This is a genomic window from Nocardia macrotermitis (assembly GCF_009604405.1).
GTDB lineage: Bacteria > Actinomycetota > Actinomycetes > Mycobacteriales > Mycobacteriaceae > Nocardia > Nocardia macrotermitis.
Map to the genome: position 1 here is coordinate 13,318 of NZ_WEGK01000004.1, position 22,146 is coordinate 35,463.

At 68.2% G+C, this 22,146-nt stretch carries 19 protein-coding genes; 9 read left to right on the forward strand and 10 right to left on the reverse strand.

Annotation, left to right across the window (positions count from 1 at the left end; translation table 11 throughout):
* The first annotated feature begins 1 nt into the window (after position 1).
* Positions 2 to 799: an alpha/beta fold hydrolase gene (locus NRB20_RS10255; protein ID WP_319944713.1), complete on the forward strand. Its 798-nt coding sequence runs from the start codon at positions 2 to 4 to the stop codon at positions 797 to 799.
* A 52-nt stretch (positions 800 to 851) separates the two neighbouring features.
* Here the strand turns inward: NRB20_RS10255 and NRB20_RS10260 are convergent, their stop codons facing one another.
* Together NRB20_RS10260 and guaB are read right to left on the reverse strand one after the other, a co-directional pair.
* Positions 852 to 1,985 (reverse strand): GuaB3 family IMP dehydrogenase-related protein, encoded by a 1,134-nt coding sequence (locus NRB20_RS10260; protein WP_153409885.1) that lies wholly within the window; start codon positions 1,983 to 1,985, stop codon positions 852 to 854.
* Positions 1,986 to 2,214: 229 nt separating this feature from the next.
* Positions 2,215 to 3,756, reverse strand: a complete 1,542-nt coding sequence (gene guaB, locus NRB20_RS10265; RefSeq protein ID WP_227833402.1) for an IMP dehydrogenase — start codon at positions 3,754 to 3,756, stop codon at positions 2,215 to 2,217.
* Positions 3,757 to 4,048: 292 nt separating this feature from the next.
* Here guaB and NRB20_RS10270 point away from each other — a divergent pair, with 292 nt between their 5' ends.
* On the forward strand, positions 4,049 to 4,462 hold the full coding sequence (locus NRB20_RS10270) for a DUF5319 domain-containing protein (RefSeq protein ID WP_019932909.1): 414 nt from the start codon (positions 4,049 to 4,051) through the stop codon (positions 4,460 to 4,462).
* Between the two features lie 342 nt (positions 4,463 to 4,804).
* On the opposite strand, the gene NRB20_RS37990 is transcribed toward NRB20_RS10270, so the two are convergent.
* The 3 genes from NRB20_RS37990 to NRB20_RS10285 all read right to left on the reverse strand — a co-directional run bounded on the left by NRB20_RS37990 (position 4,805) and on the right by NRB20_RS10285 (position 7,632).
* Positions 4,805 to 5,998, reverse strand: coding sequence for an anti-sigma-D factor RsdA (locus NRB20_RS37990; RefSeq protein WP_227833403.1), 1,194 nt, complete (start codon positions 5,996 to 5,998; stop codon positions 4,805 to 4,807).
* Positions 5,991 to 6,569: a sigma-70 family RNA polymerase sigma factor gene (locus NRB20_RS10280; RefSeq protein WP_040819228.1), complete on the reverse strand. Its 579-nt coding sequence runs from the start codon at positions 6,567 to 6,569 to the stop codon at positions 5,991 to 5,993. Before NRB20_RS10280 ends, NRB20_RS37990 begins: the two co-directional genes overlap by 8 nt.
* Positions 6,570 to 6,690: 121 nt before the next feature.
* Positions 6,691 to 7,632, reverse strand: a complete 942-nt coding sequence (locus NRB20_RS10285; protein ID WP_194289792.1) for a hypothetical protein — start codon at positions 7,630 to 7,632, stop codon at positions 6,691 to 6,693.
* 672 nt (positions 7,633 to 8,304) lie between these two features.
* Here NRB20_RS10285 and NRB20_RS10290 point away from each other — a divergent pair.
* From NRB20_RS10290 to NRB20_RS10300, 3 genes are all read left to right on the forward strand, one after another.
* On the forward strand, positions 8,305 to 8,598 hold the full coding sequence (locus tag NRB20_RS10290) for a WhiB family transcriptional regulator (RefSeq protein WP_040819224.1): 294 nt from the start codon (positions 8,305 to 8,307) through the stop codon (positions 8,596 to 8,598).
* Positions 8,599 to 9,164: 566 nt separating this feature from the next.
* Complete coding sequence (locus NRB20_RS10295) at positions 9,165 to 9,740, forward strand: sigma-70 family RNA polymerase sigma factor (protein ID WP_319944714.1); 576 nt, start codon at positions 9,165 to 9,167, stop codon at positions 9,738 to 9,740.
* 1 nt (position 9,741) lies between these two features.
* On the forward strand, positions 9,742 to 10,041 hold the full coding sequence (locus tag NRB20_RS10300; protein ID WP_153409886.1) for an RskA family anti-sigma factor: 300 nt from the start codon (positions 9,742 to 9,744) through the stop codon (positions 10,039 to 10,041).
* A 396-nt stretch (positions 10,042 to 10,437) separates the two neighbouring features.
* Here the strand turns inward: NRB20_RS10300 and groL are convergent, their stop codons facing one another.
* Together groL and groES are read right to left on the reverse strand one after the other, a co-directional pair.
* Positions 10,438 to 12,045, reverse strand: coding sequence for a chaperonin GroEL (gene groL / locus NRB20_RS10305; RefSeq protein WP_153409887.1), 1,608 nt, complete (start codon positions 12,043 to 12,045; stop codon positions 10,438 to 10,440).
* Between the two features lie 154 nt (positions 12,046 to 12,199).
* Positions 12,200 to 12,499, reverse strand: a complete 300-nt coding sequence (groES, locus tag NRB20_RS10310; protein WP_319944715.1) for a co-chaperone GroES — start codon at positions 12,497 to 12,499, stop codon at positions 12,200 to 12,202.
* Positions 12,500 to 13,186: 687 nt separating this feature from the next.
* Here groES and NRB20_RS10315 point away from each other — a divergent pair.
* From NRB20_RS10315 to NRB20_RS10330, 4 genes are all read left to right on the forward strand, one after another.
* Positions 13,187 to 14,707, forward strand: a complete 1,521-nt coding sequence (locus tag NRB20_RS10315; RefSeq protein WP_153409888.1) for an Hsp70 family protein — start codon at positions 13,187 to 13,189, stop codon at positions 14,705 to 14,707.
* A gap of 138 nt (positions 14,708 to 14,845) precedes the next feature.
* On the forward strand, positions 14,846 to 16,033 hold the full coding sequence (locus tag NRB20_RS10320; RefSeq protein ID WP_227833404.1) for an EfeM/EfeO family lipoprotein: 1,188 nt from the start codon (positions 14,846 to 14,848) through the stop codon (positions 16,031 to 16,033).
* A 44-nt stretch (positions 16,034 to 16,077) separates the two neighbouring features.
* Positions 16,078 to 17,250: a Dyp-type peroxidase gene (locus NRB20_RS10325; protein ID WP_153410255.1), complete on the forward strand. Its 1,173-nt coding sequence runs from the start codon at positions 16,078 to 16,080 to the stop codon at positions 17,248 to 17,250.
* 119 nt (positions 17,251 to 17,369) lie between these two features.
* The gene (locus NRB20_RS10330) at positions 17,370 to 18,986 is read left to right on the forward strand and encodes a phospholipase C (RefSeq protein WP_319944716.1); all 1,617 of its coding nucleotides are present in this window, start codon (positions 17,370 to 17,372) and stop codon (positions 18,984 to 18,986) included.
* A gap of 319 nt (positions 18,987 to 19,305) precedes the next feature.
* Here NRB20_RS10330 and tsaD read toward each other — a convergent pair whose 3' ends face one another.
* The 3 genes from tsaD to tsaB all read right to left on the reverse strand — a co-directional run bounded on the left by tsaD (position 19,306) and on the right by tsaB (position 21,884).
* On the reverse strand, positions 19,306 to 20,340 hold the full coding sequence (tsaD, locus tag NRB20_RS10335) for a tRNA (adenosine(37)-N6)-threonylcarbamoyltransferase complex transferase subunit TsaD (RefSeq protein WP_153409890.1): 1,035 nt from the start codon (positions 20,338 to 20,340) through the stop codon (positions 19,306 to 19,308).
* Positions 20,341 to 20,431: 91 nt separating this feature from the next.
* Positions 20,432 to 20,905, reverse strand: a complete 474-nt coding sequence (gene rimI, locus NRB20_RS10340) for a ribosomal protein S18-alanine N-acetyltransferase (RefSeq protein ID WP_153410257.1) — start codon at positions 20,903 to 20,905, stop codon at positions 20,432 to 20,434.
* A gap of 229 nt (positions 20,906 to 21,134) precedes the next feature.
* Positions 21,135 to 21,884, reverse strand: coding sequence for a tRNA (adenosine(37)-N6)-threonylcarbamoyltransferase complex dimerization subunit type 1 TsaB (tsaB, locus tag NRB20_RS10345; protein WP_153409891.1), 750 nt, complete (start codon positions 21,882 to 21,884; stop codon positions 21,135 to 21,137).
* Positions 21,885 to 22,146: the final 262 nt, after the last annotated feature.

Sequence of the window (22,146 nt, forward strand, 5' to 3'; positions counted from 1 at the left end):
CGTGCCATTCGCCCGTGCGATCGACGCCGAAATCCACTACGAGGACAGCGGCGGGCACGGCCCGGTTGTGCTACTCGGGCACGAATTCTTCATGGACAGAACGATGTTCGCCTCGCAGGTCGCCGCGCTGTCCCCGGAATTCCGCATCGTCACCTGGGATGCGCGCGGCCACGGGCACACCCGGGATCAGGGACTGCCGTTCAGTTACTGGACCTCCGCGCGCGACGCGCTCACCGTGCTCGACCAGTTGCGGATCGAACGCGCGATCGTCGGCGGCACCTCCCAGGGCGGATTCAGCGCCATCCGCACCGCGCTGCTGGCCCCCGAACGCGTCGCCGCACTGATCCTCATCGCCACCGAGGCGCACGCCCCGACCCCGCACGAACTGGACAATTCCCGCCGCTTCCTGGAGCGCTGGCACGAGCCGCGGCTGCGCCGCCAGATGGCCGAACACCTGGCGCAGTGGCTGATCGGCGAGGACGCCTGGAACCGCGCGGTCTGGATCAAACGCTGGCTCTCCCGCGACCCGCACGCGACCGAGGTCGCCGCGGGCTGCATCCTGGGCCGCGACTCGATCCTGGACCGGCTCTCCGAAATCTCCTGCCCGGTGCTGGTCATCCATCCCACCCGGGCCGGTATCGCCCGCACCAATGCCGTGGAAATGGCTCGGCTACTGACGAATTCGCGTTTCGTCGAGATCGAGGCCGCCCGTCAGGCTGTCAACATGACGCATCCCGCGCAGGTCAATTCGGCGATCCGCAAGTTCCTCCGGGACACGGTTCTCACCCAGTCCCATTGAGGTGACATCCGAAACCCGGTGGGAGATCCGCGAACCCGGTGCGGCGGCCCGGTCAGGCGCGGACGCTCAGCCCCACCTTCTGGAATTCCTTCAGCTCGCGATACCCGGCCTTGGCCATCGAACGGCGAAGGCCGCCAACGAGATTCATCGAACCCCACGGATCGCTGGACGGCCCGTAGAGCAGCTGCTGCAAGGTCGGGCGGTCGTCCTCGTCGGCGAACTTCAGCAGCGCGCCGCGCGGCACTGACGGATGCGCGGCCGCAGCGGGCCAGTACCAGCCGCGCGCGGGCGACTCCTGCGCCAACGCCAGCGGAACCCCGAGCATGGCCGCGTCCGCACCGCAGGCGATGGCCTTGGCCAGCTGCCCGGACGACACGATGTCACCATCCGCGATGACGTGCACATACCGGCCGCCGGTCTCGTCCAGGTAATCCCGGCGGGCCGCGGCGGCGTCGGCGATCGCGGTGGCCATCGGCACCCCGACACCCAGCACCTCACCGGTGGTGGTCGCGCCCGCGGTCGAGCCGTACCCGACGATCACCCCGGCCGCGCCGGTACGCATCAGATGCAGAGCGGTGCGGTGATCGCTCACCCCGCCCGCCACCACCGGAACGTCCAGCTCCGCGATGAAGGTCTTGAGGTTCAGCGGCTCCCCGTCGCCGACGTGCTCGGCGGAGATGATGGTGCCGTGCACGACCAGCAGATCGATCCCGGCCTGCACCAGCGCGGGCGTCAGCGCACGGGCATTCTGCGGGCTCACCCGCACCGCCACCGTCACCCCCGCGGCCCGCACCTGCGCGACCGCCGAGGCCAGCAGATCCGGCTGCATCGGCGCGGCGTGCAGCGATTGCAGCAGCGCGACCGCGGCCTCGGTGCCCTCCTTCTCGGCCACCTCCACCAGACGTTCGACGCAGGACGCCACATCCGCGTGCCGGGCCCACAGCCCCTCGCCGTTGATCACGCCGAGCCCGCCGAGACGACCTAGTTCGATCGCGAACTCCGGCGAGACCAGCGCGTCGGTCGGATGCGTCACCAGCGGGATGTCGAACCGGTAGGCGTCGAGCTGCCAGGACAGCGACACCTGCTTGGACGAGCGGGTGCGCCGGGAGGGAACGATGTCGACATCGTCCAGTTCGTAGGTCCGCCGGGCGGTCCGGCCCATGCCGATCTCGACCATGTCGCGCATGTAAGTAACTCCTTAGTTCCTGCGCAGTGTGTGTGCTGCGCCGACTCGGGCATCGCGGATCTGCGGAGCCGGGAGGCTCGCCGGGCGACGGAGTCCTCGGGTAACTCCGTCGCCGCACACGTCACGGCCCGGACGAGCCGTATCCGTGCACGCCCCATCGTCCGCGACGGCCACCGGGCAAAAGCCTAACCACTCTCACCCGGGTCCGGTCACCCCCGGTTACCGGGGGTCAGCCGCGGCCCGTGTAGTTGGGCGCCTCGACGGTCATCGTGATGTCGTGCGGGTGACTCTCCTTGAGCCCGGCCGCGGTGATCTGCACGAACTGCTTCTCCTGCAGATCGGTGATCGACTGCGAACCGGTGTACCCCATCGCCGCCCGCAGACCACCGACCAACTGGTGGATCACCTGATTGACCGGACCGCGGAACGGCACCCGGCCCTCGATGCCCTCGGGCACCAGCTTGTCCTCGGCGAGCACGTCGTCCTGGAAGTAGCGGTCCTTCGAATACGACTTGGCCTGGCCGCGTCCCTGCATCGCGCCCAGCGAACCCATGCCGCGGTAGCTCTTGAACTGCTTGCCGCCCACCAGGATCAGCTCGCCCGGCGATTCGGCGGTACCGGCCAGCAGCGAACCGAGCATCACCGTCGAGGCGCCGGCCGCGATGGCCTTGGCGATATCGCCGGAGAACTGGATGCCGCCGTCGGCGATCACCGGAACACCGGCGGGCTTGCACACCGCGACGGCCTCCAGGATCGCGGTGATCTGCGGCGCGCCGACACCGGCGACCACGCGGGTGGTGCAGATCGAGCCGGGGCCCACGCCCACCTTCACCGCGTCCACACCGGCCGCGATCAGCGCCGCGGCGCCCTCGCGGGTGGCGACGTTACCGCCGACGACCTGAATCCGGTCGCCGACCTCGGTCTTGACCTTGGTGACCATCTCCAGCACCTGCACCTGGTGGCCGTGCGCGGTGTCCACCACCAGCACGTCGACCCCGGCGTCGGCGAGGGTCATCGCGCGGGACCAGGAGTCCTCGCCGACGCCCACGGCCGCGCCGACCAGCAGCCGCCCGTCGCGGTCCTTGGTCGCGTTCGGGTACTGGTCGGTCTTGACGAAATCCTTGACGGTGATCAGCCCGCGCAACCGGCCCTCGCCGTCCACGATCGGCAGCTTCTCCACCTTGTGCCGGCGCAGCAGGCCCAGCGCGGCCTCGGCGGTGACGCCCTCCTGCGCGGTGATCAGCGGCGACCTGGTCATCACCTCGGCGACGCGGCGGTTCTGATCGACCTCGAAACGCATGTCGCGGTTGGTGATGATGCCCACCAGCTCACCGGTCTCGTCCACCACCGGCAGACCGGAGATGCGGAACCGCGCGCACATCGCGTCGACCTCGGCGAGGGTGTCGTTCGGGCGGCAGGTGACCGGATCGGTGACCATGCCCGCCTCCGAACGCTTCACCGTCTCCACCTGCGAGGCCTGATCGGCGGTCGCGAGGTTGCGGTGCAGCACGCCCATGCCGCCCGCACGCGCCATGGCGATCGCCATGCGGGCCTCGGTGACGGTGTCCATCGCCGAACTCACCAGCGGCGTGCGCAACGTGATGTCGCGGCTCAACCGGCTCGACGTCTGCACCGAGCTGGGGATCAGATCCGAAGCGGCGGGCAACAGCAGCACATCGTCGAATGTGAGGCCGAGCATGGCGATCTTGTTCGGATCGTCGCCACCCGTACGAGGGCGGACGGCGCGTTCGCCCATCACGGGACTACTCATCGGATCGACCCCTCCTGGACTTCGAACGCTGTGAGCCCGGAACAGGCCCGGGCTCGCGAATTTCTACTGACGGATACGGAGCCGAAAAACTCTTTCCCGGCACCTGGCGTCCATGGTATCGGCCGTGCGTGTGCGCGTTCGCGGCGGCTCCGTCACACCGCCGACGACCCGGCGGCCACCGCCTTCGAGTTGCGCGTCCGGTGGTGTACGGGGTTTGCTGATCGCTGCGACAGGCGCGTCAAAATATGCGCAGCGCTGGCGCGGAGGGGGTGGTTCTGCGTACCGTGGGAATGTGCGTGACCATCTACCACCTGGCCTGCCGCCGGACCCGTTCGCCGGAGATCCCTCCGACCCGTCGGCCGCGCTGGATGCCATCGAGCCTGGGGAGCCGCTGGATCCCCACGAACGGCTAGCGGTCGAAGAGGATCTCGCCGACCTCGCTGTCTACGAGGCGCTGCTGGCGCACCGCGGTATCCGCGGGCTCGTGGTCAGCTGCGAGGACTGTCGGCAGGATCACTATCACGATTGGGACATGTTGCGCGCCAACCTACTCCAGCTGTTGGTGGACGGTACGGTGCGCCCGCACGAGCCCGCCTACGATCCGACCCCGGAGGCCTACGTCACGTGGGACTACTGCCGCGGGTACGCCGACGCCTCGATGAACGAGGCGTTGCACGGTGACGGATTCGACGGGTTCGACGCCTGATCGTCCGATCGGGTTCCGGCACCTGATCCCGTGCCGTGTCCGGACCTCGCATGCAATCCGAGGCCGCGAGGCATGCAATCCCGAACCGGGAGCGTGGACCCCACGTTGCGCCGGAAATTACGCTGCGCCGAGCACACCGCACCTACCTGCCGCATGTACGCATTGCCGAGCATCACGTACTCGCCCATTGCCGAGCCATCGCGACAGACCGGCGCGCTGCCCACAACCGACCGGTGCTTCCCGAACACCGCGCTTCCCGAACACCACGCAGAACCGGCCCGACGCATTGAAAAACCGGACGCCCCAAGGCCGTCCGGTCGTCGTGAGTAACGCCTCGTCGTACTAGTTGATCCCGCCACCCGGCAGCAGCCCGCCGCCCGACGGCATGTGGACCGTCGGCACGACAGGCTGTGGATGCACCGTCGGAATCGGGTGCTGCGTCGGAATCGGATTCTGGGTGGGAATCGGATTCTTCGTCGGGACCGGATTCTGGGTGGGACCCGTCCCCATGGTCGGGACGACCAGAATGCTGGTCGGCACGACCGTGGGGACCACGGTGGTCGGCTGTCCGCCGGGCCGGGTGGTCGGCGGAACGACCGTCGTCGGCGGATTCGGATGGGTGGTCGGCGGGATCCCCGGCAGGGTGGTCGGCAACGTCGCACCGCCCGGGAACGTGGTGACCGGCGGCTGCGGGGTGGTCGGCTTACCCGGCGTGTTCTGCACGGCGCGCGGATCCCGCGTGGTGCTCGTGCCGCTGCCCGGATGTCCGCCGCTGGGCCAGGACGGAAGCGTCGGGGGCGCCACGGGCGAATTCGGCAACGAAGGCAATGTCACACCGCTGGGCAACAGCGAGGCCGCGATCGACGGATCCTTCGCGTCCAATGCCGTCCAGACCTGGTTCCACTGCTCGGTCAGGCTCTTCTTGCGGTTCGAATCATTGATCTGACCGGCGCTGGCCTGCGCGCTCGCCAACAGCGGCTTGGCCTGATCGGGATGCCCCTGGCTGATCAGATCGGCGGCCTTGGCCATATCCCCCTGCGCGTTCTGCGCGATGGTGGTCTGGGCCTGCTGGGTGAACACGACCTCCTTGACCTTCCACAGCGGATCGCCGGGTTCGGCGTTGTAGGAGAACGCCGTCATCCCACCGGCGATCAGCGCGATCGCGGCCGCCGCGCCCATGAGGGGGCGCACGAGTCGCAGCCGACCTCGCGAGGTGGCCTTGGTCCTTACCTGCCGAGCACCGATTTCCTGATTGACAGCCGCGACGATGTCGTCCAGGTCCGGTCCGGCCGGTAGCGGCTCGTCGACGATCTCCGAGCGCCAGCTCGCCAGCAGCGTCGCGAGTTGATACTCCTCGTCGCTGTCCGTCGAAACGGTTCCCTCGCCCGCGATCGCGTCGATCAGCGCATCGTCGCGGCGCACCGCGACGATGTCCACCGGTCCGGCATCACCGGAATCCTCGGCGTAGGGACCGCTGTTCTGCGATCCAAGCCGCGCCTTCCAGTCGCCCCGACCGCGCTCGCCATCCCTAGCCATACATTTCACCTGCCCTCGCCACTTGTGACTTCAGTTTCGCGAGCGCCCGGTGCTGAGCCACTCGCACCGCCCCCGCCGTACTGCCCACGGCGGTCGCGGTTTCTTCCGCTGACAAACCCATCACCAAGCGCAGGATCAGGATCTCCCGGTGCTTCTCCGGAAGCGTGGCCAGCAGAGTGTTCATCTGCCGTCCGGCCTCGGATTCGAGAGCTCGCTGTTCAGGCCCCTGGTCGGTGGATATGACATCTGGTACTTCGGCCATCGCGTCCGACTTGTTACGGGCGGCGTTGCGATGGGCGTCGGCGACCTTGTGCGAAGCGATTCCGTAGACGAAGGCCATGAAGGGCCGACCCTGATCCTGATAACGCGGCAGGGCGGTCATCACGGCCAGGCACACCTCCTGCGCAACGTCATCCGCGGAAAGCTGTCCGCGTTCCGCGGAACCGATTCGCGCCCGGCAGTAGCGAACCACCAACGGACGTACGATCTCCAATACCTGGGCCAGAGCCGAACGGTCGCCCTGCGCTGCGGCAGCGACGGCGGTGTCCAACTCCTCGCCCGTGTGCGTCATCGTCAGAGATATTCCTGGCGTTACAAGTGGCACGGCCTGTGTTTGACCTGTGCTTCCGCCGGTCGGCGGAACGAAACCAACAATAGCCGTTCCCCAGTCGTGGCTCGGCAACACGGTGAATCTACGGACCGCCGAGAACCCCGGTGGCCGAACGCAATCGACCGCCGCGCACGGCCAGTTCCGCGGCGCACTCTGCCGCTTCGGCCGCCGCGCGTGTTGCGGCGGAACCGGTTTCGACGCCACCGCGCAGCATCGCGCTCGCCCATCGCAGCGGCAGCAGACCGTGTTCGTCGCACTGCCGCGCGACGGTCGCCGCGAGTTCGGCGGAGCGATCGAGATCACCGTTCGCGGCGGCCGCGGCGGCCAGGAGTAGACGGGACTTGACCGAATGTCGCGTCGAGGCGTGGCGCTCGGCGATCGCCACGGCCGCGGCGGCCTGCTCGAGCGCGGATCGCTCGAGCAGGCCCGATCCGGGTGCGGCGAGGGCGGTCTCGGCGCTGACCCAGTGCCAGCGCAGCGTGGTCCGCCAGCCTCCGGAGGCGTCCAACGACCGTCGGCAACGTTCCAGCAGCCGGGCGGCGAGCGTCGGCCGGGCGGTGCCGAGCGCATCGGCGGCAAGTCCGGTCAGCGCATCACACACCGAATCCGTGTAAGTGACGGAGATCACGTCGGTGTCGATCACGCGATCATCGGGGCCGCTTCCGGCTGCCGCGCGCCACGCACCGGCCAGCGCCCGGCCGTCCAGTACGGCCGCCCGGGCATGCCAGCCGAGTTGCCGCAGCAGCGACGCCTCGGCGCTGTCCGCGAGCGAGCGCACTACCGAATTGCTGGTCAGCAGTGTCGAATCGGCGGCCAGCAGGCGGGTGCGGCGGAGTTCGGCGCGCGCGGCGGCGTAGCGACCCTGGCCGCCCAGCGCGACCGCGCGCAGCCACGATTCGGCGCCGTCGGCGGCCGTCGGCAATTCCGCGGTCGCCGCGCGCGGGTCGGCGCCGAAGGCCGCCGCGGCGAATAACGCGTGCCGCAGCCGGGATTCGGAACTGGGTTCGGGACTGAACTCGTGCATCGCAGCACCCTATCGACAGACCTGTTCCGGTACATTTGCCGAACTCCCGGCAACCATCCGGCATGCGGAAAGCCTCGCGGGTGTTTCGATCTCGTAAAACTACCTCGCGCAATCACCTAGCACGCGCCTCGAAAGTTCGCATGCTTTTCGGGTAATTAACCTGCGCGCCCCGAAACGGCCATCCGAACGGGTATCGAAACCGGCAACCAGGCAGTTCAAACCATGATCTCGGTCACATCACACAGAACGCACAGAGGGTGCGGAGAGGTTGCCGAAACCCAGCATTTCCATCAGGAAACTAGTGTTTACCTGCAGTTTTGTGAGCGCTCACATGATTGCGCATCCACCACCCCGAACCACCGAACAGATCAGTATCTCGACAGGGAGCTGAAAAGTAAACAGCGCAGAGGTTAAATCTGCGATTCCCTCGATTTGAAATCCCCAATGTGGAAACTATTGACTCGATTTGTTTGTCCGTCCTAACGTACGACATCGCCGTCGTCGGCGCCTCACGAAAATGTGAGTGCCGCGAACTGCGATCGCCGGACCCCCGGCGACACGGTCCGAGCCCGATCTCGGCGAGGTCCCATCCGGCCGCGCCACGGGCCGGACAGACCGTTGCTACCGCACCGCTCGACAACGCCGACGAGCTCGCACCATAAGGAGTTCAGCATGCCCATGCCCACTCACCTCCCTGGGCCTAACGCCGATGTCTGGGATTGGCAGATGCGCGGCTCGTGCCGCGGTGTGGACTCCTCGGTGTTCTTCCATCCCGATGGCGAACGCGGCCGTGCCCGCACCCAGCGTGAGCTGCGTGCCAAGGAGATCTGCCGGAACTGCCCGGTGCTCATGCAGTGCCGCAGCCACGCGCTGAAGGTCAGCGAGCCCTACGGCATCTGGGGCGGTCTGTCCGAGACCGAACGCGAGATGCACGCCCGCCGCAACCGCCGTCGCGTCGCGGTCTGAGCCGCCCGCACGTCGTACCGTCGCGCCCTCGGCCGCGTCACCGAGGTCCGGCGAAAATTTCTCCCCATCCGTGGACGCGGGTGCGCCGAATGCCTAGCAAATACCCGGCCACTCGAGTTGACGGCCAGTGAGCAGCACGGACAAGCACCCGGAATATTCGGCTACCGCCGTGAGACCTGCGGTGCAGCGATCAGCAGCGTTGCCGCCCGAGATATTCGGCCAGCGCCGCCCGATTCAGCGGAAACGGTATGCGCAACCACGCAGCAGACCGAATCCACCAGAGCGAGTTCGACGTTGATCCACTGTGCGCGAAGACGGCGTTCCACAGATGTTCTCGGCGTGTCCGCGGCGTGTCTCGAGAAAAATTCTCCGCGTGCCGAGCGATGTCCGAAAACCGCTGAGCCGCAGTCGGTTCTGCCGATACCCCAGCGCGGAGGAGGTCATAGCGGCAGGCTACGGTAGTGGCCGATGACACAGAATGGAGCGTTGTGACAACGCGGCCGTCGGCCGCAGAGGACGACTCGTTCCACCAAGCGTTTCGGGACGGGCGGGCGAACCCCCCCAGCGTGAACTCTGCGGTAACGGCGCGCGCAGCCGAAGGACTCGAACTGGCGGCACTGCTCGAACGGTGTGGGCTGGCCGACCAGCGGGCCTTCGCCGAACTGTACGACCGAACCTGTGCACGCGTATTCGGCCTGGTGCTGCGCGTTCTACACGATCCGGGTTACGCGGAGGAGACCACGCAGGAGGTCTATCTCCAGATCTGGCGTACCGCAGCCAATTTCGACCCGGCCAAGGGTTCCGCGGTCACCTGGCTGATGACGCTGGCACATCGCCGCGCCGTCGACCGGGTGCGTGCCGAACAGGCCCACGCGCTACGCGAAGTCGCCTACGGCGCAAGCACTCTCGGTAACGAGTTCGACGAGGTCACCGAGGAGGTCGGGCGGCGGCTGGAGCAGCAGGCCGTGCGCGCGGGCCTGGAGACGCTGACTCCGACACAGCGGGAAGCGATTTCGCTGGCCTACTTCGGCGGACGCACGTACGCGGAGGTGGCCGCGCAACTCGGCGTAGGGTTACCGACGGTCAAATCTCGCATTCGCGACGGTCTGACCAGACTGAAGAAGAATTTGGGAGTGACGTGAGATGAACGAAAGCCAGATCGATCTCGCGCACATGGTCGCGCTCGGGTCGATCGGCGACGAGGACCAGCGCGCGGTGCGGGAGATCGCCGAAGCCGACGACCCGGCGCTGCGCGCGGACTTCGACACGGAAGTGCAGCTGAACCGACAAGCTCTCACCCTGTTCGCCTCGGCGTCGGCAACCCCACCGCCCGCCTCGCTGCGCGATCGCGTCCTGGACATGATCGCCGCGGCAGAGTCCGAAAGTTCCCCAGCGGCCCGCACACCGCGCAATGCGGTGCATCCGGGCTCCCCCACCGCCTGACGATCGGTGTCCCGCCGCGCGCCAACCGAATCCGCGGCCGCGATTCCCCGTATTCCGGATAAGTCCACGGGCCGTTCACATTCATGAATGATCGGAAACGGCCCACAATTCTGAATACTTGCGTTTCAAATACAATTTGCCGAAGTTCAACCGGATACGAAAACAGCCCGCCCACATCCGAAGACATGAGCGGACTGCTCGATAGCCGAAGCCGTCACCCGCTATTGCGTGACGCGTGTGCTCTCCCGGCCCCGCACGGAGCGAGCCTTCGAGCGACCGTTCGCGGCCGGCTCGCCGTTCGGCCCTCGAAGCGCATGGGCGAAGCCCGAGTCTCGAGGGCCGAACGGCGAGCCTTGGGGGCCGCGAACACGCCGTAGCGGAGCGGAGGCCAAAGGCTCAGTGGGCGTGGCCGTGGTGGTCGTCGGCCTCGTCGTCGGCGGGCTTGTCGACGACGGCGCTTTCGGTGGTGAGCACCATGCGCGCCACGGAGACGGCGTTGAGGACCGCGGAGCGGGTCACCTTGACCGGGTCGACGACGCCGTCGGCGACCAGGTCGCCGTAGACCAGGGTGGCGGCGTTGAAGCCGTCCTTGCCCTCGGTGACCTTGCTGACCACGACCGCACCGTCGACGCCCGCGTTGCTGGCGATCCAGTACAGCGGGGCCTCGAGCGCCTTGCGGACGACCTCGACGCCGATGGCCGCGTCACCGGTCAGCGAGGCGCGCAGGTCGGCGAGCTCGGTGCTCGCCTGCACCAGCGCGGTGCCGCCGCCGGGGACGATGCCCTCCTCGACCGCGGCCTTGGCCGCGCTGACCGCGTCCTCGACCCGGTACTTGCGCTCCTTGAGCGCGGTCTCGGTGGCCGCGCCGACCTTGATCACCGCGACGCCGCCGGACAGCTTGGCCAGGCGCTCCTCGAGCTTCTCGCGGTCCCAGTCGGAGTCGGTGGCCTCGATCTCGGCGCGCAGCTGCGCGACCCGGCCGTCGATGGCCTCCTGGGTGCCCGCACCGTCGACGATGGTGGTCTCGTCCTTGGTGACGACGACCCGACGCGCCGAACCCAGCACCTCGAGGCCCGCCTCGCGCAGGGTGATGCCCAGGTCCGGGTTGACCACGGTCGCGCCGGTGACGACGGCCAGGTCGTCCAGGAACGCCTTGCGACGGTCACCGAAGAACGGGGCCTTGACCGCGACGACCTTGAGGGTCTTGCGGATCGCGTTGACGACCAGGGTGGACAGCGCCTCGCCCTCGACGTCCTCGGCGATGATCAGCACGGGCTTGCCGCCCTCGGCGATCTTCTCCAGCAGCGGCAGCAGATCCGGCAGCGAGCTGATCTTCTCGCGGTGCAGCAGTACGACGGCGTCCTCGAGGACCGCCTCCTGCTTGTCCAGATCGGTGACGAAGTACGCCGACAGGTAACCCTTGTCGAACTGCACGCCCTCGGTGATCTCGAGGTCGGTGCTCACCAGGGAGGACTCCTCCACGGTGACCACGCCGTCCTTGCCGACCGTGGTCAGCGCCTTGCCGACCATCTCGCCGATCTCCTCGTCCCGCGAGGAGACGGTGGCGACCTGCGCGATGGCCTTCTCGCCGGAGACCGGCTTGGCAGCCGCCAGCAGCGCCTCGGAGACCACGTCGGCGGCCTTGCTCATGCCCGAGCCCAGGGCGATCGGGTTGGCGCCGGCGGCGATGTTCTTCAGGCCGCCCTTGATCAGCGCCTGCGCCAGCACGGTGGCGGTGGTGGTGCCGTCGCCGGCGACGTCGTTGGTCTTGGTGGCGACGCTCTTGACCAGCTGCGCGCCCAGGTTCTCGAAGGGGTCCTCGAGGTCGATGTCACGCGCGATGGTGACACCGTCGTTGGTGACGGCCGGGCCGCCGAACGCCTTGGCCAGCACCACGTGCCGACCGCGCGGGCCGAGCGTGACCTTGACGGCGTCGGCGAGCTTGTCGACACCGCGTTCCATTGCCCGACGAGCCTTCTCGTCGAACTCGATCTGCTTTGCCATGTTTCGGAATTCCTTCAGTGTCTGATCGTCGGCGCTCGACGGGTCCTGCGCGCACAGGCGTCGCGGGACCGGGAGCGCCGCGGAAGGGGGCGTAACGAACGCTGCCCCGGCACCCCGTCTCGGGGTGCCGGGGCAGCGTTCGACTACGGCTGGGTCACTTGTTGACGACAGCCAGCACGTCGCGCGCCGACAGGATCAGGTACTCCGAGCCGTCGTACTTGATCTCGGTGCCGCCGTACTTGCTGTAGATGACGGTGTCGCCTTCCTTCACATCCACCGGGATGCGGTCGCCGGTGTCGGTGACCCGACCGGGACCCACGGCGATGACGGTGCCCTCCTGGGGCTTCTCCTTCGCCGTGTCGGGGATGACCAGGCCGGAGGCGGTCGTCGTCTCGGCCTCGCCGGCCTGGACGAGGATCTTGTCCTCGAGCGGCTTGATGTTCACGCTCGCCACGTTGAGCCCTCCACTTTCGGGGATTTCTACTCGTCCGGGGCTGTTCCCCGGACGCACGGTTTCGGTCGTGTGCCGACCCTGCCCGTAGCCCCGTCGTCGCGGGTGCCGGGACCCCAGTGCAGTGGTCGTGCTGGCAGCTGAGCAACTTCCAGCGGTGCCACCTAGCACTCTATACAGCAGAGTGCCAGCGCTCAAGGTTGGGTAGTGCTGATTCTTCGGCGACCCCGTACCGCCGCCCGCAACCCGCCGTATCGCGACACGTTGCGCGACACGCCGACGACTTTTCGGCGGAAACCCCCGATGACCCGGGACCTCACAGGTAACTCGAGTCACATCGTCAACACGGTAGCAATTGATCCGAGAAATCTGTAACGTTCGGATAACGGAATGTGACACTATGGACGACGGCTCCGTGATGTTGCCGTGCCAACAAGATGTCGTACCGCCAAGCGGCCCCGTGCCGTCGGGAGGTACACCTCGGATGGTTCCACATCGTCACGCGATCCGTCGAGCGTTGTACCCAGTGCTTCACCCCGCGCGAGCCCTTGGCGCACACCGGACCCACGCCCACACCGACCACGGGCCCGGCCCGATCGGCTCGGGCCATCCGCCACCCACGCGGATGCCCGTGCCGCCCGCACCCGATGGTCGGCGACACGATGACCATCCGCTCGAAGGGAGGTGAACATGCGAACATCCCTCGGCATCTCCGCCGGGAACGAAGTGGTGTGTTCGGCGCTCGTCGCCACCGCACCCAACGGCGCTCAGGAATTCGACTACCGCATCGTCTCCGCCGACGTCGCGCATTCGGATCTCGGCGATCTGGTGGCCTCCTCGATCGAGTTGATGACCACCCAGATGCCCCGCGAATTCGTGTACCCGCGCGGTGCGCACGCCGCCGGACCGGCGGTGACCCCCGGCGAACCGTTTCCCACCCCCGGCGCCATCGCGGTCGCCTACCGCGATCGCGAACAGGCCGTGGCGATCCGCTCCGCCATCGGCCGTCAGCGCCGCGATGTGCAACTGATCCTGGAAAGCACCGCCGCACTCACCTATCTGCGCCACACCGGCCTGCTGGACAGGTACGAGACGGTCGGCCTGATCGATCTCGGCTCCACCGGGATGACGGTCTCGGTGGCCGACGTCGCCGACGACGTGGTGCTGCACAGCGAGCGCACCGACGCCGTCAGCGGCAGCGCGATGGACGAGCTGATCTACCACCACCTGCTCGACTGTCACTTCCGGCGGCGCGGCACCCGGCCCAACCGCACCATGCTGCTCAACCGCGCCCGCGCGGCCAAGGAGCATCTGTCCATCGCCCCGGCGGTCACCATCGACCACGTGGCGGGTCAGCCGCTCAAACTCACTCGCGCCGATTTCGAGGAGTTGACCGCGGATCTGCTGCACGAGGCGGCGGTCTTCGCGGCCGCGGTGTTCGATCGCGCGCCGAAATATCCGCGGGCGGTCACCGTCATCGGCGGCTGCGCCAATCTGGCCGCCGTGGTCAACGACCTCGGCGACCTGCTCGATCTGGTCGTCCTGAGCGTGCCCGAGCCCGAGGCCGCGACCGCGAAAGGCGCTGCGCTGGTTGCCGATTCGGCGCAGCCGTCGGCGTTCCCGGTGATCAGCCTCGGCTCCGACGCGAAGCCCGGCACCTTCACCAAACTCGTCGGCACCCTCGCGGGCGTGGTCGTGGTGCTGGGTCTGGTGGTCGGTTACGGCGTCAAGGAACTCGTCCCCACCGCCGACAACAACGACGTCACCCCGGCCGGTACGAGTCACACCGCAGATCTCCCCAGTACCACCACCGCACCGTCGACGACGACGGCCCCGACCACCTCGAACACCCCGGCCGATCAGACCGTGCCCGGCCGGCACACCGCCGCCACCACGATTCCGTCCACAGCGGACACCAGCAGCCAGTCCAGCAGCGCGCCGAGCGCCACCCCGGCGACCACCGGCGTGCCGCTGCGCCCGGATCCGGGCCTGCCGTCCATCCCGCTGCCGGATCTGCCGCACCTGTTCGGCCCGCTGCTGGGCACCACCACACCCCAGCCCACCGTGCCGAGCAGTGTCCCCGGCACCACGCCCACCTCGAACGGCACATCCACCCCGACCAGCACCGCCCCGACGCCGAGTCGCGGCCCGCACCTGCCGCGCGCCGACACCGGTTCGGCCGCGCGAGCCACCCTCCACCCCGCCGAATAGCGTCCGAAGTTCCACCGGCCGAGCGTCTTTCGATGTCGTGATCGTCCGATTGCGACATCGGCGTGAATAGTCCCTGTACAGAGAGTGCGGTCCGGGTTCGGCGGGGTTCACCTGCCGTATGCTGGCGCGGTCATGCGCATGGGAACAGTTCGCCGGATCGTCGTGGCCGTCGTCGTGACGAGTACCGCGGCGGTGGCGAGCGCCTGTGGGCACGGCGGACCCGCGACACCGACTCAGCAGATCATCGACGTGTCCGCGAACGCCTGCGGTGCGGGGTGGACCGATCCGCACACCGGTCAGCAGACCCTGTACTTCCGCAATACCGGTTCCAATCCCGCGACCGTCGACCTCGTCGACGTGCACACCGGCGCGATCGCCGCGGAGGTGCCCGACATCGGGCCGAACACCACCCGCGACATGCGCGTCGACATCGGCGGCGGCACCTTCGCATTCCGTTGCGCCACAGCGGGTTCGAGCAACGCGATGAGCACCGGGCCCAGCGTCACGCTCGCCGGACCGGCCGCGGCCTCGTCGATCCCGCCGGTCACCCCCGAGGATCTGTACGGGCCGGACAAGCAGTACGTGGACTACGTCGCGGCGGGGCTGACCCGGCTGGCCGCGGACACCGACATCCTGCGCGACACCGTCGCCGGGGGTGATCTCGCCACCGCCCGAACCGCTTGGTTGACCGCGCATCTGGATTACGAACGGCTCGGCGCGGCCTACGACGCGTTCGGCGATTACGACGGCAAACTCGACGGCCGCACCGACGGTCTGCCCGGCGGCGTCGCCGATCCGGACTTCACCGGCTTCCATCGGGTGGAATACGGCCTGTGGCACGGCGAATCGCTCGCGGCGCTGGCCGGACCCACCGGTCAACTGGCCACCGATGTGCACGGACTGGTCGCGGATTTCCCGAACATCCAGGTCCCGCTGCTGGATCTGGGCCTGCGCACGCACGAAATCCTGGAGAACACCCTGCAATTCGAGATGACCGGCGACGCGGACTACGGCAGCGGCAGCTCGCTGGCCACGGCCGTGGCCAATATCGCGGGCACCCGGGAGTTGCTCACCGTGCTGGATCCGGTGCTGCGCACCCGTTACCAGCAGCTGCCGCGGGTGACCACGTGGCTGAACCGTTTCGAAACCCAGCTCGAAACCCATCATCTCGGCGCGACGGCGGGTAATCCGGCCAGCGGCGCCTGGACCGCGGTGTCCGCGCTGAGCCGGCCGGATCGCGAGCAGCTCAACGGCACCCTGAGCCAGCTGCTGGAATACCTCGCCCCGATCGCGACCATCTGCAAACCCCGAAAGACGTTCCAGTGACCGCGAATCCGTCGTCGAATCGACGTTCCTTCCTGCGTGGCGCGATGGCCGCGGGCGTCGGCGGCGCGGTGACCACGGCCTCGGCGGTCGCCCCCGCCGCACTGCACACGATTCCCGCCGCGCGGGCGGTGCCGCCGTTCCACGGGATCCACCAGGCCGGGGTCGCCGATCCGCCCCCGGACGGCGCGCAGGGCATCACGGCGTCGTTCGATGTGATCGCCGAGAATCCGGCCGAGCTGACCGACCTGTTCCGCATCCTCACCGAACGCGCCCGCCTGCTCGCCGCCGGTGGGCCGCCGGCCGCGGTCGGTATCACCGCACCGCCCGCCGACAACGGTGTGCTCGGTCCGGACCTGCCGGAAAACGGGCCGGTGATCACCGTCGGCGTCGGCGCGAGCCTGTTCGACGAGCGGTACGGGCTGTCCGGGAAGCGGCCCGCCGGGCTGACGGCGATGCCGATGTTCCCCAACGACAACCTACGTCCGGCCTGGTGCCACGGCGATCTGAGCCTGCAACTCACCGCGGCCGACGCCGACGTCTGCGTGCACGCGTTGCGCGACATCACCCGCGCGACCCGGGGCGCGATGCAGCCGCGCTGGCGGATGAACGGGTTCGTGAGCCCGCCCCGACCGAGCGGGACGCCGCGAAATCTGTTCGGCTTCAAGGACGGTATCGCCAATCCGGGCAGCGTCGATTTCGGACGTCTGGTGTGGGCCGGGACCGGGGAACCCGCGTGGGCGGCCGGAGGCACCTATCAGGTGATCCGGCTGATCCGGATGCTCGTGGAATTCTGGGACCGGGTCGCGATCACCGAGCAGGAGAACATGTTCGGCCGGGTGCGCGATACCGGCGCGCCGCTGAGCGGAAATCACGAGAGCGATCTGCCGGACTACAGCGACGATCCCACCGGACTGGTCATCCCGCTCAATGCCCATATCCGCCTGGCCAATCCGCGCACCCCGGACTCCGCGGGCAGTCAGATCCTGCGCCGCAGTTTCAATTACGACCGCGGCAACGACGACGCCGGAAATCTCGATCAGGGCCTGATCTTCCAGTGCTATCAACGAGATCCGCACGCGCAGTTCGAGGTCGTGCAGCGGCGATTGCTGGACGAACCGCTGGTCGACTACATCTCACCGTTCGGCGGCGGATATTTCTTCGTACTACCGGGGGTGCGCGACGCGGCGGACTTCTACGCGCGGGCGCTGCTGACATGAGGCGGATCTTCCATCCGACAAACGCATGTCGCCCTGTGTTCACCCCTGAGAAATCTCCGCTCGTGACTATCGTGTGACTTCGCAATGAGCGGCGAATCGGGATCGACCCAGGAGGATACGTGAGTACAGGCTCCCAGTGGCGCGCACCGGCGCAGGGCCGCGGTGGAAAGTACAAGCGACGCACGACGATCGCCGCCGCCGCCGCGACGGCCGGACTGCTCGCGGCCGCCTGCTCGTCCTCGACGAGCACCACGGCGACCGACCAGTCCGCGACGACCACCACGCCGATCAAGCACATCGTGGTCCTCTACGACGAGAACATCTCGTTCGACCACTACTTCGGCACATATCCGAACGCCGCCAACACCGACGGCGTGCAGTTCACCGCGGCCCCGGGCACCCCGGCGGTGAACGGGCTGACCCCGGATCTGTTGACGCACAACCCGAATCTGTTCCAGCCGCAGCGCTTGGGCCCGGCGCAGGCCATGACCTGCGATCAGGACCACTCGTACAAGGCCGAGCAGGAGGCGTACAACAACGGCAAGATGGATCAGTTCGTCCAGAAGACGCAGAAGGACGAATGCCCGGCCGCCTACGGTCCCAACGGGATCGTGATGGACTACTACGACGGCAACACCGTCACCGCGATGTGGAACTACGCCCAGCACTACGCGCTGAGCGACAACTCCTTCAACACCACCTTCGGCCCGTCCACGCCGGGCGCGCTCGAGGTGACCGCCGCGCAGACCTACGGCGCGCAGGCCGTCGACGCGAAAACCGGTAAGCCGGTGCAGGATCCGGAGGTGGTCGCCGCGCCGAACGAGCAGGCCGTCGGCTCCGATATCGGTGACGCCGATCCCGTCTACGACGACTGCTCGAACAAGAGCCACACCACCACCGACAATCTGATGTCCATGACCGGCAAGAACATCGGTGACTCGCTGAACGAGAAGAACATCAGCTGGGGCTGGTTCCAGGGCGGGTTCACCCCGACCGGTAAGAACGCCGACGGCAAGGCGGTGTGCGGCGCCAAGCACGCGAACCTCGGTGGTCAGCAGGTGGTGGACTACAGCCCGCACCACGAGCCGTTCCAGTACTACAAGTCGACCTCGAATCCGAGTCACACCGCGCCCGCCTCGCTGGACGAGGTCGGGCACGCTGGTCCGGCCAATCACCAGTACGGGCTGGAGTGGTTCGATCAGGCCGCCAAGGCGGGCAAGCTGCCCGCGGTGAGCTATGTGAAGGCGTCCGAGTATCAGGACGGCCACGCCGGTTACTCGGATCCGATCGATGAGCAGCACTTCCTGGTCGACCGGATCAACGCGATCCAGCAGTCGCCGGATTGGAAGTCCACCGCGATCTTCATCGCCTACGACGACTCCGACGGCTGGTACGACCACGTCGCTGGTCCGGTGATCAACGGTTCCACCAGTGAGTCGGACGTGTACGGCCCCTGCGCGAGCAAGCCCGCGCTCGGCGGTCACCAGGGTCGCTGCGGCGCCGGCCCGCGCCTGCCGCTGCTGGCGATCTCCCCCTACTCGAAGGTCAACCACGTCGACCACACCCTGACCGACGAGACCTCGATCGTGAAGTTCATCGAATCCAACTGGTCCCTGCCGCTCCTGGGCAACGACACCGCGGAAGCCACCGCGGGCGACCTGTCCAGCATGTTCGACTTCACCTCCGCCAAGGCCACTCAGCTGATCCTCAACGCCGACGGCACCGAAAAGCACTGAGCCGGAAGGTAGTTCGGGGCTGCAAACGTCAGCCCGGAACTACCCCGGTAGCCTCCGCCGAACGAGCCGACCCGCGACAGGTCGGCTCGTTCGTTTCCCGAGTGAGCTGCTACGCCAGGATGCAGCGGGCCGAAGACAGTCGCGGTAGCTCGGTCCGAGCAAATCACATTGATCAACGCTCTCGCAGAGGTGGTTTCGGCCGCAGTTCGAACCTCGCGATAGCTGGCTGATCGAGACCGGTCCACCGCGATCAGCAAACACCAGAGTACGTGCACGGCAGCGCGGTCGGCGCTACCGATGGCGTCGATTCCGGTGTGGGTCAGGGCAATTGGGTGGTGGAGACCGGGAGGCCCGGGTCGGTGGCGACGGTGAGGGGGGAAGGTTTCGCGCCGCCCGCGATGACGTGGGCACCGAGGGTGGCGATCATGACGCCGTTGTCGGTGCAGAGGCGGGGTTTGGGGACGCGGAGGGTGAGACCGGCTGTGGCGCAACGCTCCTGGGCCATCGAGCGGATCCGGGAGTTGGCGGTCGCGCCGCCGCCGAGCACGAGGGTGTCCACGCCGACGTCCCGGGCGGCGCGAATCGCCTTGCGGGTCAACACATCCGCGACGGACTCCTGGAACGAGGCGGCGATGTCCGGGATGGGCAGTTCGCGGCCCTCGCGCTGCGCCGCCTCGACGTAGCGGGCCACGGCGGTCTTCACGCCGGAGAAGGAGAAGTCGTAGGGCGCGTCGCGGGGGCCGGTCATGCCGCGCGGGAAGGCGATGGACCGCGGATCACCGTGTGCCGCAGCGGCATCCAGCGCCGGGCCGCCCGGGAAACCCAGATCCAGCAGCCGGGCCACCTTGTCGAACGCCTCACCGGCGGCGTCGTCGACGGTGCTGCCGAGTTCGGTGATCGGCTCGGCCAGTTCGGTGACGTGCAGCAGATGCGTGTGCCCGCCCGAGACCAGCAGCGCCACGCACGGCGGCATCGGACCGTGTTCGAGGGTGTCCACCGCGACGTGCCCGCCGAGATGGTTCAGCGCGTACAGCGGGATGTCCCACGCCGCCGCATAGGCTTTCGCGGCCGCGACGCCGACCAGCAGGGCACCGGCCAGGCCGGGACCGATCGTCACCGCGATCGCGTCGGGCCGGGCGATCCCGGCGGCCGCGAGCGCGCGCCGCATGGCCGGGACGATCGCCTCCAGATGTGCGCGCGAGGCGATCTCGGGCACGACGCCGCCGAACCGCGCGTGCTGTTCCACACTCGAGGCGACCTCGTCGGCCAGCAGTTCGCAGGTGCCGTCGTCGTGCCAGCGCACGATGCCGACGCCGGTCTCGTCACAGGAGCTCTCCACGCCCATCACGATCATGCCCGCACACCCCTGTCGATACGCACATCCATTGTGCGACAGTACATTTCACAGACCGAGTGGATACCGGAGTCCGGCGGGACGGCGCGATTCACGTGCGTACCCCGTTCGGATCGGCAAAACCCTCGGTCGCGGGGCGGCGCATGGTGAACGCGTCCGCGCCGCTGGGCTGGTAGTAGTTCTTGCGCAGGCCGATGATGTGGAAGCCGTGCTTCTCGTACAGCGCGATCGCCGGAACGTTGTCGGTGCGGACCTCGAGGAAGACCGGCCCGCCGCGCTTACCCGCCTCGGCCAGCAGCGCGCGCAGCAGCGTGGTGCCGATACCGCCGCGATGGCTGTCCGGATCGACGCCGATGGTGTGGATCTCGGCCTCCGGATGTTCCAGCGGACCCAGCAGCGCGATCCCGGCATAGCCGACCAGGTGGCCGTACTCGTCGCGCGCGACCAGGTAGCGGTTGTGCGCGGCGGCCAGTTCGGATTCGAAGGCCACATCCGGCCAGGGATCGTCCTCGGGGAACAGCAGCTGTTCGAGTTCCACGCAGCGGTCGATCGCGGATCGGTCCATCGGCTCGATCCGGATCGCCGGTGCGATCCGGTCGCTCACGCCGTGCCCTCGAGAGTGTGCCGCCTCCGGCCCTGACCGCTCATGCTGTGCCCATTCGGAGCATGAGCGGGGGCCTGCGTGGTGACGCTCCGCTGCCGCCTCCGGCCCTGACCGCTCATGCTGTGCCCATTCGGAGCATGAGCGGGGGCCTGCGTGGTGACGCTCCGCTGCCGCCTCCGGCCCTGACCGCTCATGCTCGGACCGCCTGATAGCTGCGTTCGACCGCGTCGGGGCGGCGCAGGTACAGCGGGACCAGCGGTTGCGGGGTCGCGCGCGCGAGCAGTTCGGCGGCGGCGCAGCTGACCAGTCCGGCCGGGGACGGGGTCTCCACCGGCAGCACCGGAAGGTCGAAAAAGTCGACGTGCGAAGCGGATCCGGCGATCACGGTGGAATCCCCGGACTCCAGCTCACCCGGCTTGCACACCTGCGGCCCGGCGACGCGCACCACCGCGCCCGCGCGCGGACCGCCGTTCCCGTTGCCGACCACGAACGATCCGGCCAGCGCGGCCTTGGACACCGCGCGATAACGCGCCCAGTACACCTCGCGACGCCGGGCATCGGTGACGACCAGCAGTTCGGCATCGACCGCGGAGATGTCGCGCCAGGCGGCCGCGGCGATCGCATCCAGGCTGCACACCCCGTACACCGGCAGACCCAGCGCGTCCCCGAAGGCGGCGGCGGTCGCCATGCCGACGCGCAGTCCGGTGAACGGCCCCGGCCCGACCCCGACGACGACCGCGTCGAGTTCATCGCGGGAACGCCCTGCGGTGTCGAAGCATTCGAGGATCTGCGGGGTGAGCACCTCGTTGTGAGCGCGGGCATCCACGGTCACCCGGGACGCGAGCGTGCGGACCTCGTGGTGCTGGGGCTCGGTCCGTTCCAGTGCCACCAGTCCCGCGGTGACAGCAGGCGTCGCGGTGTCGAGGGCTAGTACTAGCATGATTTCCCCAACGATACCGGTTGGCCACCTCCCCGACGGCAACCCGCCCGCCTCCGGTTCACCCCACCGTCGCCCGCGCGATCACCGGCCACACCGCATGCAATCGCACCGCATCCACAGCTATCCCCAACCCCCAAGCGGCACAACGACTACCAGCATCGATACGACCGCCGCCGCACCCCGCAAACATCCGATCCGAGAACTCGAACCTCCAGCGGGTGTCCGGCATCACACACATCGCGAGACCCCCGCACGTGCCGGC

What these genes read in the sequence shown, in the direction of transcription:
- NRB20_RS10260 (WP_153409885.1), bottom strand. Translation starts at nt 1,985, where the DNA reads ATGCGCGACATGGTCGAGATCGGCATGGGCCGGACCGCCCGGCGGACC.
- guaB (WP_227833402.1), bottom strand. Translation starts at nt 3,756, where the DNA reads ATGAGTAGTCCCGTGATGGGCGAACGCGCCGTCCGCCCTCGTACGGGT.
- NRB20_RS37990 (WP_227833403.1), bottom strand. Translation starts at nt 5,998, where the DNA reads ATGGCTAGGGATGGCGAGCGCGGTCGGGGCGACTGGAAGGCGCGGCTT.
- NRB20_RS10280 (WP_040819228.1), bottom strand. Translation starts at nt 6,569, where the DNA reads ATGACGCACACGGGCGAGGAGTTGGACACCGCCGTCGCTGCCGCAGCG.
- NRB20_RS10285 (WP_194289792.1), bottom strand. Translation starts at nt 7,632, where the DNA reads ATGCACGAGTTCAGTCCCGAACCCAGTTCCGAATCCCGGCTGCGGCAC.
- NRB20_RS10290 (WP_040819224.1), top strand. Translation starts at nt 8,305, where the DNA reads ATGCCCATGCCCACTCACCTCCCTGGGCCTAACGCCGATGTCTGGGAT.
- NRB20_RS10300 (WP_153409886.1), top strand. Translation starts at nt 9,742, where the DNA reads ATGAACGAAAGCCAGATCGATCTCGCGCACATGGTCGCGCTCGGGTCG.
- groL (WP_153409887.1), bottom strand. Translation starts at nt 12,045, where the DNA reads ATGGCAAAGCAGATCGAGTTCGACGAGAAGGCTCGTCGGGCAATGGAA.
- NRB20_RS10315 (WP_153409888.1), top strand. Translation starts at nt 13,187, where the DNA reads ATGCGAACATCCCTCGGCATCTCCGCCGGGAACGAAGTGGTGTGTTCG.
- NRB20_RS10320 (WP_227833404.1), top strand. Translation starts at nt 14,846, where the DNA reads ATGGGAACAGTTCGCCGGATCGTCGTGGCCGTCGTCGTGACGAGTACC.
- NRB20_RS10325 (WP_153410255.1), top strand. Translation starts at nt 16,078, where the DNA reads ATGGCCGCGGGCGTCGGCGGCGCGGTGACCACGGCCTCGGCGGTCGCC.
- tsaD (WP_153409890.1), bottom strand. Translation starts at nt 20,340, where the DNA reads ATGATCGTGATGGGCGTGGAGAGCTCCTGTGACGAGACCGGCGTCGGC.
- rimI (WP_153410257.1), bottom strand. Translation starts at nt 20,905, where the DNA reads ATGGACCGATCCGCGATCGACCGCTGCGTGGAACTCGAACAGCTGCTG.
- tsaB (WP_153409891.1), bottom strand. Translation starts at nt 21,884, where the DNA reads ATGCTAGTACTAGCCCTCGACACCGCGACGCCTGCTGTCACCGCGGGA.